10 protein-coding genes are annotated in these 15,313 nt (G+C 69.0%); 5 read left to right on the plus strand and 5 right to left on the minus strand.

The window, feature by feature from the left end; genetic code table 11:
- The first annotated feature begins 8 nt into the window (after positions 1 to 8).
- The 3 genes from LFM09_RS18290 (at position 9) to LFM09_RS18300 (ending at position 6,338) form a co-directional block, all read left to right on the plus strand.
- The gene (locus LFM09_RS18290; RefSeq protein ID WP_414097674.1) at positions 9 to 5,285 is read left to right on the plus strand and encodes a TIR domain-containing protein; all 5,277 of its coding nucleotides are present in this window, start codon (positions 9 to 11) and stop codon (positions 5,283 to 5,285) included.
- A 51-nt stretch (positions 5,286 to 5,336) separates the two neighbouring features.
- Entirely contained in the window at positions 5,337 to 5,783 is a 447-nt protein-coding gene (locus LFM09_RS18295; RefSeq protein ID WP_414097675.1) for a hypothetical protein, read from the plus strand.
- Positions 5,784 to 5,849: 66 nt separating this feature from the next.
- Positions 5,850 to 6,338, plus strand: coding sequence for a hypothetical protein (locus LFM09_RS18300; protein WP_414097676.1), 489 nt, complete (start codon positions 5,850 to 5,852; stop codon positions 6,336 to 6,338).
- On the opposite strand, the gene LFM09_RS18305 is transcribed toward LFM09_RS18300, so the two are convergent.
- Positions 6,327 to 9,038 (minus strand): BTAD domain-containing putative transcriptional regulator, encoded by a 2,712-nt coding sequence (locus tag LFM09_RS18305; protein ID WP_414097677.1) that lies wholly within the window; start codon positions 9,036 to 9,038, stop codon positions 6,327 to 6,329. The genes LFM09_RS18300 and LFM09_RS18305 overlap by 12 nt on opposite strands.
- A 56-nt stretch (positions 9,039 to 9,094) precedes the next feature.
- Complete coding sequence (locus tag LFM09_RS18310; protein WP_414097678.1) at positions 9,095 to 10,291, minus strand: cytochrome P450; 1,197 nt, start codon at positions 10,289 to 10,291, stop codon at positions 9,095 to 9,097.
- A gap of 160 nt (positions 10,292 to 10,451) precedes the next feature.
- On the opposite strand from LFM09_RS18310, the gene LFM09_RS18315 reads away from it, so the two are divergent.
- On the plus strand, positions 10,452 to 11,006 hold the full coding sequence (locus tag LFM09_RS18315) for a response regulator transcription factor (RefSeq protein WP_414097679.1): 555 nt from the start codon (positions 10,452 to 10,454) through the stop codon (positions 11,004 to 11,006).
- On the opposite strand, the gene LFM09_RS18320 is transcribed toward LFM09_RS18315, so the two are convergent.
- Both LFM09_RS18320 and LFM09_RS18325 read right to left on the minus strand, forming a co-directional pair.
- Positions 10,992 to 11,354 carry an HNH endonuclease gene (locus tag LFM09_RS18320; RefSeq protein ID WP_414097680.1) on the minus strand — a complete coding sequence of 121 codons (363 nt, stop codon included), beginning with the start codon at positions 11,352 to 11,354 and terminating at the stop codon, positions 10,992 to 10,994. The genes LFM09_RS18315 and LFM09_RS18320 overlap by 15 nt on opposite strands.
- Positions 11,338 to 12,267 carry a LysR family transcriptional regulator gene (locus LFM09_RS18325; RefSeq protein ID WP_414097681.1) on the minus strand — a complete coding sequence of 310 codons (930 nt, stop codon included), beginning with the start codon at positions 12,265 to 12,267 and terminating at the stop codon, positions 11,338 to 11,340. Before LFM09_RS18325 ends, LFM09_RS18320 begins: the two co-directional genes overlap by 17 nt.
- A 70-nt stretch (positions 12,268 to 12,337) precedes the next feature.
- On the opposite strand from LFM09_RS18325, the gene LFM09_RS18330 reads away from it, so the two are divergent.
- Complete coding sequence (locus LFM09_RS18330; protein WP_414097682.1) at positions 12,338 to 13,369, plus strand: TDT family transporter; 1,032 nt, start codon at positions 12,338 to 12,340, stop codon at positions 13,367 to 13,369.
- Here LFM09_RS18330 and LFM09_RS18335 read toward each other — a convergent pair.
- The gene (locus LFM09_RS18335; protein WP_414097683.1) at positions 13,360 to 15,216 is read right to left on the minus strand and encodes a hypothetical protein; all 1,857 of its coding nucleotides are present in this window, start codon (positions 15,214 to 15,216) and stop codon (positions 13,360 to 13,362) included. The two genes, LFM09_RS18330 and LFM09_RS18335, sit on opposite strands and share 10 nt — an antisense overlap.
- Between the last annotated feature and the right edge of the window lie 97 nt (positions 15,217 to 15,313).

Genomic DNA, 15,313 nt, shown 5'->3' on the forward strand with positions numbered 1-15,313 from the left:
GGGAGCGGATGACGCCGACCACCATCAAGGGTGCGCTCGAGGTCCTGGGCCGGGAGCAGCACGGGCTGGACCGCGCGGACGTGCAGCTGAGCGCGGGGCAATCGCTGGTCACGTGGATCGGAGCGGACGACACCCTGCCGCGCCTCGTCCAGCAGGCGTTGGACCGAGTGCCGGACCGCCTGTCGCGGACGAGTGGATCCGCCAGGACTGAACTCGTGACGGCCACGCACACGGCGGTCGTGGCGACGGCGTTCTTCGACTTGGTTCGCGAAGTGTTCGAGGAGCTGCCGGACCTCCTGGACGAGCTGGAGTCCACACGATCTGTGGAGCTGGACGCCTTTGTCGTGAGCCTCTACGCAGGCGTGGTCCCGGCACCGTCGATCGCGCGCGGCTTCGAACGCGTCGCGGATGCCGTCGGCAAGTGGGCGACCGAGCGTCTGGAGCGCTTCCACAGCGTGCTGTTCTGGCAGGACGAGACTGCGGGGTTGCTGCACTCCGGACTCCCGCAGGCGGTCGTCAGCCGGTACCGGACGGGCTTTGTCGACATGGTGCCCCAGATCCCCGAGTTCGAGATCTGGGGCAGGCACCTCGACCACTCGGTGAACGTGGACACGCTGGACGTCCTGCTGGAGCCGCTCGCGGTGGCGGGAACTCGCCAACCGGAAGATGAGCTCGAGACTGCCCTGAGCGTGCTCAACCAGGCCGAACTGGACCGGCCGGTGTTCGACGTGCCAGACGGGGAGCCAGCGGCTCCTCGCGTCCGGGACGCCTACGTTGCTCCGCACGTCCGGATCATCACGGCGGACGTCGGGATGAGGCTTGCCGACGACTGGTGGTGGTCCTGGGACGCCGGTGGGCCGCAGGACCTGGATCTGGCCTTCGCACGTCACTTCAGCGGGTCCGGATGCACCGAGCTGCCGCTGCTGGTCCTGGGCGCCCCCGGTTGCGGCAAGTCGTTGCTGACGCACGTGCTCGCCGCCAGGCTGCCCGCCGACGCTTTCACCGTCGTGCGGGTCGCGTTGCGATCTGTCGATGCGGACGTGCCCGTCGCCGACCAGATCGAGCAGGGACTCGCACACCTCACCGGCCGCCAGTTGATGCATCCCGAATTCAGCCGCACCGATGCCGGCCGGTTGCCGGTGGTGCTGCTGGACGGACTGGACGACCTGCTCCAGGTGTCCAGTGCCGGCACCAACTACCTGTTGGAACTCTCCGAGTACCAACGGGTGCAGAGTGCGCTGGGCGCACCGGTCGCAGTGGTCATCACGTCGCGCGCATCGGCGATCGACCGCGTGCGGATACCGAACGACATTCCGGTGGTGAGGCTCGAAGAGTTCGACGACGAGCAGATCCAGCGGTGGATCAGGTCGTGGAACAGCACGAACGCCGAAACAGGCCGGCGACCCATGACCCTGGCGGCAGCGCTCGCGCAACGGGATCTGGCGCGGCAACCGCTGGGCCTGGTGATGCTCACCCTGAGCCTGACCGACCCGGCCGCAGCGCGGCCGAGCTCGACCACGTCGACCGCTGGGCTGATCAAGCAGCTGGTCGACCGCCAGGTCCGCCGAGAGGTCGAGAAGACCGCCGACGCGCCTGTGGTCGTCAAAGCCGCGATCGCCGATCTGATGTTCAAGCTCGGCGTGCTGGCGCTCGGGATGTTCAACCGAGGCCGCCACTGGATCGCGGAAGACGAGTACGCCAAGGACATGGTGGCGTTCGGCATCCCCGAGAGCGCGACATCCCTGCCGTCGTTGTTCTTGACGTCTGCGAGTCTGGTCGTCAGGGAGAACCACGTCGTCACCAGGTACGAGTGGCAGCAAGCGATCTTCGGTGACTACCTGATCGCTCAGCACCTGGAGCGGCTGCTCCTCGACACCGCCAGAGGACCGCTCGTCCGCGAAGGCACGGCACCGGAAGACGGCATGCTTTACGTGTTGCTGTCACACCAACCGTTGGCCGTGCGACCGTCGGTGTTGGAGTTCGTCGGCGAACTGGCCGCAGGGATCGACCTGGACCTGCGTGAATCGGTGGTGCGGACGCTCGACGCCCTCATCCGGCGTCATCGCATCCGAACGGTCGATCCCTGGTACGCGAACTACCACCCGACGTTGCCGGACACGGTCAGCGCGCTTGCCACCTACTCCGCGAACCTCGTGCTCCTGCGACTCCACGTCGAGCCAACAGGAACGGACTGGCCTGCTGAGGAACTGATCAGCCTGTGGAAGGCCGGACTGACCGAGGAAGGACATCGGGCGCTCCTGTCGCTGGTCTCGCTGAACAGCGGGGTGATCGCCCTACGTCGCGAGAGCAGTGTCGCCGCGAATCCAGAGGATGTGCCGGCCGGAGTTGAGTTCGTGCACCGAGGGCTCGCCACCGGTTCGACGATCAGCCAGGTGACGTGGTCGTCGGACGGGCGGATGCTGACCGCGAACGCCGCCGGACAGGTGTTCTTCTGGTCGACGCCCCTGAACTCAGCACCGGAGCCCATCGGCCTGCACGAGGACGGGACGGACATCGCATGGCATCCGAGCGAGACAGTTGCTGCCGTGGTTCAGAGGCTGCGGTCGCCGTCGAAGGAATCCGAACCGTTCAACACGCACCAGGTCACGCTGATCGGATTCGGGTCGTCTCAACCGAGACGTCTGTGCGGGACGTACAAATCCACCCGGATCAGTTGGTCGCCTGACGGCCAGAAGCTGGTATTGCTCGGTGGGAGTGCTTTCCGCGTGGTTGACGCCGCCAACGGCACCCAGTTGGCGAGAAGGTCGCTCGGCCCTCCGCGCGGCGGCTATCGGATGAGACCGGTCTGGCTGGCCGATGGTGCGCGCCTGCTGGTGACGGATGGCACTCGTGTGCGTGTGCTTCGCGCGGAACGCCTCGACACGGAGTGGAAGGTGGCGGTAGTCCGGGAGGCGTTGGACGCTTTCGAGCGACCGGATGGCGGCTTGCTGCTCGCGCAGTTGTCAGCTGATGGGAACGGCATCTCGGTCGACGAACCGGCGGCCGACCGGTCCCTCGCGGTACTCGAAGGGCACACCAAAACCGTTCTGTGCGCACGATTCTCGCCGAACGGCGATTATCTGGTCTCCGCGTCCGAGGACAACACCGTGCGCATCTGGCGGTGCCGAGACTGGCAATGCGTCTCCGTGATCCCGCGCGAGTCCTACACCCGGCGCGGCGGCATCGCCTTCCACCCCACCGAACCACTGCTGGCCCTCAAAGACGGCGGCAACGTCGACATTCTGAGGCTCGACTACGACCTGCTCAACGACGTCGGCGCGCAACTGTCCGCGAGGCAGTACACCAACGCGAAGGTCGTGCTCGTCGGCGACTCCGGAGTGGGCAAGTCGGGGCTGGGCCTGGTGCTGAGCGGCAAGCCGTTCGCCGCTACCGCCTCCACTCACGGACGCAACGTGTGGACCTGGGAACGGGCGCACGTCACGAACCCGGACGGCAGCACGCTGACAAGAGAAACGCTGCTGTGGGACCTGGCCGGCCAGCCCGGCTACCGAATGGTGCACCAGCTGCACCTCAAGGAAGTCGCGGTGGCGCTCATCGTGTTCGACGCGCGCAGCGAGACGGATCCGTTCTCCGGCGTCCGGTACTGGTGGCGGGCGCTGGCGCAGGCTCAGAAGCTGGACGGGAAGTCGGCAGTGCAGACGCGCGTCTACCTGGTGGCCGCGCGGGCCGATCGCGGTGGCACGGCGGTGAGCGAACGGCGGTTGCGAGCACTGGTGGACGAACTCGGCCTCGACGGGCACGTCGAGACGAGCGCCAAGGAGAGCTGGGGCCTGGAGCAGCTGACGCGCATGATCCGCGACGGCATCGACTGGGGCGCCGTGCAGCTGGTGAGCTCCAGCGCTCTGCTGGAGTCCATCAAGGAGTTCCTCGTCGAGGAGAAGGAGCAGGGTCGCGTTCTGGCCACTGTGGACGATCTGATGCGCAGCTACCACCGAACCCGGGGTGAAGCGGACGAGGCCACCTTCACGAGCTGCCTCGGACGGTTGGAGAGCCGGGGCGTTTTGCGCTGCATGGAGTTCGGTGGTTACGTCCTGCTGCAGCCCGAACTGCTCGACGCGTACGCCTCATCGCTCGTGCAGGCGGCCAAGGAGGAACCGGACGGGCTCGGGTTCGTGCCGGAGCAGGACGCGCTGGAGGGCCGGTTCCGGATTCCGGAGGACGAGAAGCTCGCCCACGCGCAGCTCGAGCGGATCCTGCTGATCGCGGTTGTCGAGGAGTTGCTGCGCCGCGAGATCGCGCTCAAGGAGGTCACCGACCGCGAGGTCGACCTGATCTTCCCGGCGCAGTTCACCAGGGAACGTCCGGACGCGCCGGAGCTGCCGGGACAGGACGTGGTGATCGCGTTCGACGGCGATCTGCACACGATCTACTCGACGCTCGCGGTGAGGCTGACGCACTCCCGGCTGTTCCAGAAGGAGGCGATGTGGCACAACTCGGCCTCCTACCGCGCGGTCGACGGCGGGACGTGCGGCATCGCGATCCGCGAGGTCGAGGAAGGGCGCAACGAGCTCACGCTGTTCTACGACGAGCGTGCCGTGGCGATCGTGCGCAGGCAGTTCGAGGTCTACGTCGTCGAGCACCTGACACAACGCGCCGTGGCCGGCACCGTGCTGGTCCGCCGAGTGCGGAAGTGCCGGGTGTGCGGCTTCGTGCTCCCCGAGAACCTGGTGCAGGGCAAGCTCGACCGCAACGCCATCGAGATGCCGTGCCCGTTGTGCGATGAGTTCGTCATCTCGCTCGTCGACGCGGTGCCGGAGGACGTCGGACAGGCCATCGACGAGATGAACACGCACGCGAACGCCCAACGGGACAGGGATGTGCTGTCGACCAAGTTGAAGGGCAAGCGGGAGTCCGGCGAGTACGACGTCTTCCTGTGCCACAACAACCTCGACAAGCCCGCCGTGATCGACATCGCCGATCGGCTGGAGGCGTGCGGGCTGCTGCCGTGGCTCGACCAGCGCGACATCCGGCCGGGTGAACGGTGGCAACCGGCCATCGCCAGAGGCGTCGAACAGAGCAAGGCGGCCGCCGTCCTGTTCGGGCCGGCCGGGCAGGGCCGGTGGCACGGCATGGAGCTGGAGCTCATCCAGGACAAGGCGCTGTCGAGCGGCAAGCCGGTGATCCCGGTGGTCCTCGGCGGGACCGAGGGTGAGCCGACGTTCCCCGAATTCCTCGGACTGCGGCACCTCGTGGACATGCGGACACCGGACCCGGACCCGATCGAGCAGCTCATCTGGGGCATCACGGGCGAGCGCGGCGACTGATGGCATCACCTGAAAGGGGACGGACAGGGCGGAGGGCTAGGGTGTCGAGACGTGCGCTACTCCGCCGCTGCGCTGGCATTCCTCCTGGTCGGGTGTGGTACCGGGACGACGTCCCTGCCCACGATCACCCCGGCCCCCACGTCGTCGTCCGCTTCGCCGATGCCCGAGCTGCAACCGAGGCTCGACGCGATCGGCAGCCTCCTCACGGCCTGCATCCCGCGGTTGAGCGGTGAGCCCGTCAACCCGGCCGACAACTGCGCCCACCTGATGCAGGACGTGGCGGGGGTGATCGACGAGGTCGAAAAACAGGCCGACAAGCTGCCTGCGGACGCCAGGACGGCCGTTGCCGAGGTGCGCAAGCAGCTCGGTGAGATCGCGCCGTGCGAGCCGTGGTTCGCCGCTGGTGGCAACAGCGCTGACGGGCAGCTCAACGTGCGGTGCAACCGGGCGTGGGACGGGCTGTTCAAGAGTTACAACGCCGTGCGCAATTCGGCGTAACAGCAGAAGCAACCTCATAGGCACCTGCACGCGTTTCCCAGGCATACAGACTGAAGGTGGGGAACCGTGCAGAGAGCCGTCGTGCTCGCGTTGCTGCTCGTCGCGCTCGCGGCTTGCGGACAGCAGGCCGCCGCTGGTGGGCCCAGCACCGGGGATCCGGGGCTGACGGAGGCCGCGAGCGTCGTCCGGCCGAGGCTGGAGGGCGAGTTCGCTGGCACGTTCGCCGGGCTGGAGCTGCGGCACGAGCCGTCGATGCTGGTGGTGCACCGCAAGCCGGACGCGAAGCTGGACGCCGAGATCGCCGAGGCCACGCCGAACGTGCGGGTTGTGTTCCGTGACGCGAAGTACACGCGCGTGGAGATGATGGCGGCCGCACAGCAGATGTTGGCCGAAACAACCCATTGGCAGGGGCTCGGGATTCACGTCGTCACTGCCGAGCCCGCGGTCGACGGGTCGGGTGTTGAGGTGACGACCTCGAACGAGTCTGTCGGCGTCGCGAACCAGCTGCAGCAGCGCTACCCGCACATGACGTTCAACGTCCGGTCACGCGGGTAGCGGGCCGAACGCCGCCCGTTCCGCGTCGACCTCGGCCGGGTTGAGCTCCTCCAGCATCTCGAACGCCCGCGTGTACTCCTGCCGCATGCGCGGGTAGTCGCCGGTCTCGCGGCACACGTAGGCGATGCACAGGCGGTCGCGGGCCTCGCGGAGCTGGTTGTTGGTGCGGCGGTGGATCTCCAGCGCGGCCTCGTGGCAGGCGAGTGCGGCGGGGAAGTCGCGCAGCACCTCGTGGATGCGGCCCAGATCGGCCAGCGTGGACGCCTCGACGACCAGCGCGCCGAGGTCGTGCGCGGTCGCCGCCGCGTGAGTGCCGGCGGCGAGGGCTTCGTCCAGGCGGCCCATCCGCCGGTAGACGGTGGCGAGGTGGGTCTTCGCGAACACCTGGCCGAGCCGGGTGTCCAGGCGGGTGAAGATGTCCAACGCACGGAGCAGGTGTTTCTCCGCGTGCTCCCACCCGCCGGTGTTGCGGCCGACGTACACGCCGGCGAGGTTGATCAACGCCTGGCCCTCGCCGTGCTCGTCGGAGATCGCGTGCCACAGCGGTAGCGCGCGTTGGAACCACCGTTCGCCCTCGTCGTACGAACGCCGGACCGAGTGCAGGATGCCGATGTTGTTGCACAGCACGGCTTCCGCCCGTTGATCACCGGACGTCACCGCTGCGTCGAGGCCGATCAGGTACATCGCGAGGCCGTCGTCGAAGTGCGACTCGAACTCGAAGAAGCTCATGAGCGCCAACGGAAGCCGCGCCGCCAGCTCGGTGTTGCCGTTCTCCGCCGCGGACCGGATCGCCGCGATCAGGTTCACGTACTCCGCCCGCAGCCATTCCCGCGCCTCATCCGCTCCGGTGAACGATTCCGGCGTCACGTCCTCGGGCAGCGCGGGCAACGGCATCCGCCTGCGGCCCGGGAAGAGCAGCCGGTCCGCCGCGTCCGCGCTGTGCAGGTACCAGCACAGCAACCGGTCGACGGCCTTGTCGTGGCACGGCTCGTCCTCGAACGCCTTCTCGCGCGCGTAAGTGCGCAGCAGGTCGTGCAAGCCGTAACGCCGCAAAGCGACCTCGTCGACGAGGTGCCCCGCACACAGCACATCAACGAGCCGGCGCGCCTCCCTAACCGTGAGCCCGGCCAGCGCGGCGGCCGCACCGAGCGACGGCAGAGGTCCGGGATGCAGGCCGAGCAACCGGAACATCCTGGCGGCCTCAGGCGCCAACGCCCGGTAGGACCAGGAGAACGTGGCCCGCACCGCCGTGGTCTCGTCCACCTCCAGCACGTCTAGCCGCTCGTGCGCCAACTCCTGCACCAGAACGGCGAGTGTCCTATCAGGACCGCAGCTCACCCGTTCAGCGGCGAGCCGCAGCGCCAGCGGAAGCGCGCCGCACAACCGAACCAGCTCGCGTGCGGCGTGAGGTTCGGCGTCGACGCGATGCCCGATGACCGACCGCAACAACCCGAGCGCCTCGGACTCCGGCAACACGTCCAGCGTGACCCGGTGCGCGCCACCGGACACGACCAGCCCGCTCAGCCGGTTCCGGCTCGTGACCAGCACCGCGCTGGACGACACACCCGGCAGCAGCGGACGCACCTGCTCGGCGTTGAAGGCGTTGTCCAGCAACAAAAGCATGCGCCGTGAAGCGAGCACGCTGCGATACATCCCGGCGAGGTCGTCCGGCAGGTCCTTCTGGGAGACGCCGAGCCCGACCAGCAACCGCCGCAGCGCCTCGTCGGAGGACATCGGTGCGGCGTTCGGCGCGAACCCCTGCAGGTCGATGAAGAGCTGCCCGTCCGGAAACCTGTCCACCAGCAGGTGCGCCACGTGCACGGCCAGCGCGGTCTTGCCGATCCCGCCCGTGCCGTCGATCGCCGAGATCACGACCGTTCGCGGTTCCGCGCCGCCCAACCGCCCGCACAGCTCGGCGATCTCCGCGTCACGGCCGACGAACCCGTTCGTGTCGTGGGTGACCTGAGCCGGCCGGACCTCGCGCGACCGCGGCTCGCCCTTGAGGATCCGCTCGTGCAGTTCCCGCAGCTCACGGCCGGGCTCGACGCCGAGCTGCTCGATCAGGGCCGCGCGGACGTCGCGAAAGGCCGCCAGTGCCTCGGCCTGCCGCCCGGACCGGCTCAACGCCAGCATGAGCAGCCGCACGAGCCGTTCCCGCACCGGGTTGTCGGCGATCTCGCGGGTGAGCGCGTCGACGACCTCGCTGTGCCCGCCGCCCTCGATCTCCGTCGCGGCCCAGTCCTCGACCGCGGCCAGGCGGCACTCCTCCAGCCGCACACGCTGCCGTGAAGCGAACGGCCCCGGCACGTCGGCGAGCGCCGTCCCGCGCCACAACCGCAGCGCCTGCTGGAACTCGCCTCCGGCAACCAACTCCGAGAACTCCCGGAGGTCGTCGGGAGGCTGTCGGCACGCGTACCCGGCGTCGGTCGTGATGATCAGCTTCCCGCAGGCCCGCGGCGGCAGATCCGGCTCGACCAGCCGCCGCAACGCGCTGATGTAGGTGTGCAGGCTGCCCGACGCACTCGAGGGCGGATCATCGCCCCACACGGCGTCGATCAGCTCGTCGCGCGAGACGGGATGCGGCGCGCGCAGAGCCAGCACCGCGAGCACCGCGCGTTGCCTCGGCTGGCACGGGGAGAGTCGCGTCTCGCCGACGGTGAGCCGCAGCTCACCGAGCACGTCCACGCGCACTTCGCCCATGCGGGCAGGGTATTCGCCCGTTCAGCGCAACGCACTGCCCATCCGAACATCGCGGATCAGCCCAGTCGGGCAGGCAACGTCTCGACCGTCCTGCGCGCGACCACAGTGGAGCTCCACTGCGGCTCACCGGCCGCGACCAGCGTCGGGAACCGCTGCTGCAGCCCGGTCACCACGTGCGCCATCTCGGCCCGGCCCAGGGTGGTGCCGCAGCAGTTGCCGGACGAGAGGGCGCGCCGCGGGTCCCGGCTCGGGTCGAACGTGTCGGGATCCCGAAATACGCGGGGGTCCCGGTTCGCGCCCGCGATCAGCATGCGGACCGACGCCCCTGCCGGGATGGTGACTTCGTTCAGCGATACGGCGTGCAACGCGATACGGGGTATCGGCGTGTAGAGCACCACCCCGTCGTGTCGCAGCGACTCGTCGATGAACCGCTGCACCGCTGACGTGTCCGTGCCATCGCACCACGACCGTTGCTCGGGATGGGCCAGAAACGCCTGTACAACGCGGTCGATGCCCGAGATCGTGCTCTCGTACCCGGTCATCCACATGATCCACAGAATCGCGATCAACAGCTCGTCGTGCGAGTCGTGCGCCTGGACCAGCCGGGTGATCAGGTCGTCGCGCGGCGCGGCCCGGCGTTCGGCGACCCGTTCGCGGAAGTAGTCCTCGACGGTGTTGCTCGCCCGGTCCGCGGCCAGCACGACCTCCTCGTCACCACTCGTGAGCGCCCGAGTCATCGACGCGACGGTGTCCGCGATCCACCCGCGGTCCTCCTCCGGTATGCCCACTCGGTCAGCGAACACGTACTGCGTGAGCGGAACGGACACCTCGGCGTGCAGGTCGACCGTCTCGCCCGCGACCAGCCGCGGCCCGAGGTCGTCGAAGATGTTGCCCAGGTGCTCCAGGATCCGCGGCCGCAGCTGCTGCACTCGAGCGGGCGTCATGTCGCTCGCGATGGCCGCGCGCAACCGGGCGTAGCAGGGGTGGTTCCTGGCCGCGAACGCCGCGACGAGCTTGCGGACCGACGGATGGCTCCGTTTCCCGGAACCGATTTCGCGCCAGATCCCGGCCTCGTCCGGCACCACGAACTCCTGCAGGGCGAACGACACGTCGTCGTAGTTGCTCAGCAGGTAGAACCCGCAGCGTGTGCGGTGCACGGGGTCGTGCTCGCGCAACCAGTGCAGGAACGGGTACGGATCTTGGCGACGCTCGGGCTTGGCGAGCTCGGCGAGGGCATCGATGGTGGCGGACATCGAGAAACCTCCGGGTGGCGGGGGAGGGGGCGAACCTAGGCACACCCCGGCCTCCGTTTGGGGAGATCCGCCCTGGTTGTCGCGGGGTCGTGCCCGATCGGGCAGTGCCGTGGAGACCGCGTGGAGTCCGAATGGAGAGCGGTCTTGAAGACTCGGCGCCATGGAACGAGTGCGAGTCGCGATCTACGCGAAGGACGCGGTCACCCGCTGGGGCCTGGCGGGCTATCTGCGGATCCGGCCGGAGTTCCAGCTGCTCGCCGAGACCGCCTTCAGCCAGGCCCAGGTGGTGCTGGTGGCCTCGGGCGGGCCGGGGCTGCTGGCCGAGCTGCGGACGGTCGCCCAGCGCACGACGGCCTGCACGGTGCTCGTCACCGACGACCTGCGCGCCCATGAACTGTCACGCGCGATCGAACACCGCGTTGTCGCCGTGCTGTCGCGCGCCGAGCTCACCTGCGACAGCCTCGTGTCGACGGTGCTGGCCGCCCACGAGGGTCGCGCCGAGCTGCCGTCCCGCTTCACGATGACCGGGATGGCCGACCGCGAGATGGACATGCTGCGCCTGTTCGCCGAGGGGTGGACCACCGCGGAGGTCGCGCGGAAACTGTCCTATTCGGAGCGAACCGTGAAGAGCATGGTGCAGAACGTGCTGGTGCGCTTCCAGCTGCGCAACCGCACGCACGCCGTCGCGTTCGCGATCAGATCAGGCGCCATCTAGGGTGAACTGCGCGGTGAGTTCCTTCGAGATCTCGTAGTGCCGCACCAGGAACGCGCGTTCGTCGAGCCGCTTGCGCCGCAACCACCCGGTCACCTCGGCGTTGCACTTGCTGGCGTTGCACGACCCGCACGCCGGCACGACGTTGCCGAGCGTGTACCGCCCACCGCGCGAGATGGCCTGCACGCAGTCCTTCTGCAACGAGGTCGCGGGCGCACCGCAGTACGCGCAACCACCCCACAACGACTTGAGCGCGTCCCATTGGGCGTCGGTCAGGTCGTGTTCGACCCGCGCCATCCGCTTCTTGCGCTTGCGGGCGGCGCGAACCTGCCTGCTACCTCCGGTCGGCACGGTGCGTGAGAGTACGCGTGGCGATGGTCAACAGGTCGGAGGCGGGGCCGCGTGGTGTCGTTCCGGCCGGCCAGACCGCTCGCAGGGCCCGGTGCAGATCGACGTCGCCGACCTCGACCCGGACCAGCGTCCGGGTCGCCAGATCCGCCGCCACCGCGTGCACGCTCAGCACCGCCGGCCCGATCCCGCCGATCGCCGCCGCCTTGATCGCCGTCGTCGACGACATCTCCAGCAACGGCTCGGCCGACGTCGTGACGCCCGCCTTGCCGAGCGCGTGCTCCCACGCCTGCCGCGTGCCCGACCCCGGTTCCCGGCTCACCAACGGCGTACCAGCGACTTTCCCCGCCGTGACCCGCCGCCGCTTCGCCCACGGATGCCCCGGCGCGACCACGAGCACCAGCTCGTCCTGGCTGACCACCCGGCTCGCGAGTCCGGCCGGCACGTCGGTGTTCTCGATGAACCCCAGATCGGCCCGGTCCGCCAGCACCTGCTCGGCGACGTGCACCGAGTTGCCCGCCGTCAGCACGGTCGCGGTGTCCGGACTGACCGCACGCAGCGCGATCAGCCACGCGGGCAACAGGTACTCGGCCACGGTCAGGCTCGCCGCGATCTTGAGCTGACTGTGCCGGTCCGCCCGCAGGCTCGTGATGCCGGCGTCCAGGTCGACCGCCCGCGCGAGCACCGGCGCCGCCCACCCGGCCACGAGCTGCCCGGCCGTCGTGAGCTTCGCGCCGCGCGAGGTCCGTTCCAGCAACGTCACCCCGACGCGGGCTTCGAGCACGCGGAGTCGTTCGCTGGCCGAGGGCTGCGACATGCCGTGCGCCTTGGCCGCCCGGCCGATGCTGCCCAGCTCGGCGACGCTCAGCAACAGGTCGAAGCTGCTCAGGTCGGTGACCCTGGACGGCAGAGGCATAGGGACAGCCTATGCGTTCATCGGTGATCAGTGCCTACCGAGGCCGCCCGGACACGAGCATTGTCATGTCGTGACCGCTCTCGCACCTCAAACACACACCGTGCCCCATGAGGTGCGACGAGCGGCGCCTTTCGGTCCGAACCTGTTCGCCTCGGTGATGGGCACCGGCATCGTCGCCACGGCCGCCGCGTCGCTTCCCCTGCACGGTCTCCGCCCCGCCGCCACGGTCGTCTGGGCGTTGGACGCCGCACTGCTGGTGTTCCTCACGGTTGCCGCTTGCCGGCGTTGGACGTGGGCGACGGTGCGCGCGCAGCTGGCCGACCCGGTCATGGCCCAGTTCTGGGGTGCGCCGCCGATGGCGTTGATGACCGTCGGAACCGGTGCCCTGCTGCTCGGCTCCGACTGGATCGGCCTGCCCGCCGCGCTGGCCGTGGACTGGACACTGTGGACGGTCGGCACGCTGCTGGGACTCGCCACGTCGGTGCTGGTGCCGTTGCGGATGATCGGCAGCGGTGAACGCGCGTTCGGCGGCTGGCTGATGCCCGTCGTGCCGCCGATGGTGTCCGCGGCTTCCGGCGCTCTGCTCGCCTCACATCTGCCGGAAGGATCCTTGCGCCAGGCAATGGTCCTGGGCTGCTACGCGCTGTTCGGCGTGAGCCTGTTCGCGACGCTGGTGATCGTGCCGCAGATCTGGCAACGGCTCGTGCAGCACGGCCTGGGCGCGGCCTCGACCGTGCCGACGTTGTGGATCGTGCTCGGCCCGCTCGGGCAGTCGATCACCGCCGCGAACCTCCTCGCCGGCGTGCCCGTGCTGCCGGGGCAGGTCGCGTTCGGCGTCCTCTACGGCACGATCACGTGGGGATTCGCCCTGCTGTGGGTGGCGATCGCGCTGTCCGTCACGATCCGCACGGCCCGGCGCGGGCTGCCGTTCGCGTTGACGTGGTGGAGCTTCGTCTTCCCGCTGGGCACTTTGGTGACCGGCACGAGCGCGCTCGCCGCACGGGTTCCCTCGGCGATGTTCACCGGGGTCGCCGTCGTGCTGTACGGCGCGCTCGTGCTCGCGTGGGTCACCGTGGCGGTGCGGACCCTGTTTCAGCGGTAGGAGTCCCAGCGGGCGTACTGGGCCGCCTTGGCCGGGTCGGGATCGCGCCTGCCGAGCAGCCAGTAGTCGATCCAGTCGACGTTCTGCCGCATCGCCGCCGCCCGGTGCCGCGGCTGGTGGAGGATGTGCGTCTCCTCCGGGAACACCACCAGCTCGGTGGGCACCTTCAGGCCGTGCTTCAGGTACTCGTCGATCCGCGTGACCATCACCCCGGCGGCCGGCCCCATCTGCTGCAGCAACGGCCCGTTGAACCGCTGGGCGAGCGGCACCGGCGAGCCCGGCATCAGCTCGAACGTGCCGTCGTCACCGGCTACGGCAACCTTGAACGTCGTCGAGTGGATCATCAGCTCGTCCGCGACCCGTGCGCCCCGGCTGTAGCCCAGGACGCCGACCTCGGCGGGATCGACGTCACCACTGTCCACAGCGGACTTGACGGCCGCTTCGATCGTCTTGCGCGCTTCAACCGTGTTCGTGGGGTTGGCCGCGCGTGGTTCGTTGACGAGTAGCACGACATAGCCTTTGGCCGCGTAGACCTGGGAGGGGAACGACCACTCGTTGACGTCGGCCATGAACGTGTTCCGCGCGTCGTACCCGTGCGTGATCACGACGGCGGGGCAACGCTTCCCGGCGCACTGCGGCGGCACGATCCGATAGCCGGTGGCCTTGAAGCCGGTCGTCCACTCGGTGGGGATCGGCGTGTTGACGCGGACGCCGTTCACCCACGGGTTGGGGTTGTAGCCGTGTTTGATCGTGCCCTTGTGCACGGCGGCGATGCGAGGGGGAGTGCTTGCGGTTTGCCGTGCACACACGGCCTTGTCCTCGTGCACCGAACAGTTCGACAGATCGTCCTCGGTTTCTGCGGTGCTGAGCCACTCGTGCCGATCGTCGTTCAGTGCGAGTGTGACGCCGTTCTGGGTGAACCAGACCCGTGTGGCCGTGGCTCCCGGTGGCAGGACGGCGAGCGGGCGACGTGGCCCGCCGTCGACGGGAATGGCGACCACCTGGCCGTTCTCGACTCCCGCGAGCTCTTTCCCGTCCGATGACCAGGACGGCTCCAGCGGCCTCGCCGTGCCGGCGTCCACCGCGGACACCCGGTCACCGTCGAGCACCCGCAGCCGGTCCGTGACGAACGCCAGCCGCTTCCCGTCCGGCGAGAACGCCATCTTCGGCTTGCCCGGCTGGGCCATCGGACCTGTCGGCGCGTCCAGGACGTGCCGCATGTTGCCGGTCTTCGGGTCATACAGCCACAACGCGTTGTGCACCTCATCGTGCTCACGGGCGAGCAACGGCATGAGGTTGCGTCCGTTGTACACGACCCCGTCGTCGGTCGACTTGTTCAACGGCTTCGGCGCGGTGAACGCGACACCGGCCGCGCTCCACTCGAACGCCAGCACCTTCGCGTCGTGCGGTGGCACGTTCGGGCTCCAGAACGCCATGTGGTTGCCACCGAACCTGGTGGCGGGCGCGGGCGAGCCGAACATCTTGCGCGGCCGCCCACCCCACCGCGACACCGTCCACACCTCGTCGGCGCCGTCGAGCGGGGCGAGGAACGCGACCTGCTTCCCGTCCGGCGACCACCGGACGTTGGTCATCCGCTCGACCACACCGCGCACCGTCGTCACCGTGCGGGCCCGTTCCGGCGCGTCGACGTCGACGATCATCAGGCGACTGGTCACCGCGTTGTCGTCGAGCGACGGCTCGGTGATGACGACAGCGGCCTGCTTGCCGTCGGGCGCCATCCGGACCTCGGTGATCTGCCGCGACGCCACCACGTCCTCGATCTCCACCGCCCGCGGCTCGACGGCGGGCACCCCCAGCACGAGCACCATCAACCCCAGGATCTTCATGCTGGAGATCGTGGTGGGGGAGCAGGGTGGGCCGCGTCGGCGCCGAGCACGATCTCGGAGTAGCTCTCATGAGCCACCTCACCGGCCGTTGTCACTC

The organism is Lentzea alba, assembly GCF_047445655.1.
GTDB classification, from domain to species: Bacteria; Actinomycetota; Actinomycetes; order Mycobacteriales; family Pseudonocardiaceae; genus Lentzea; species Lentzea alba_A.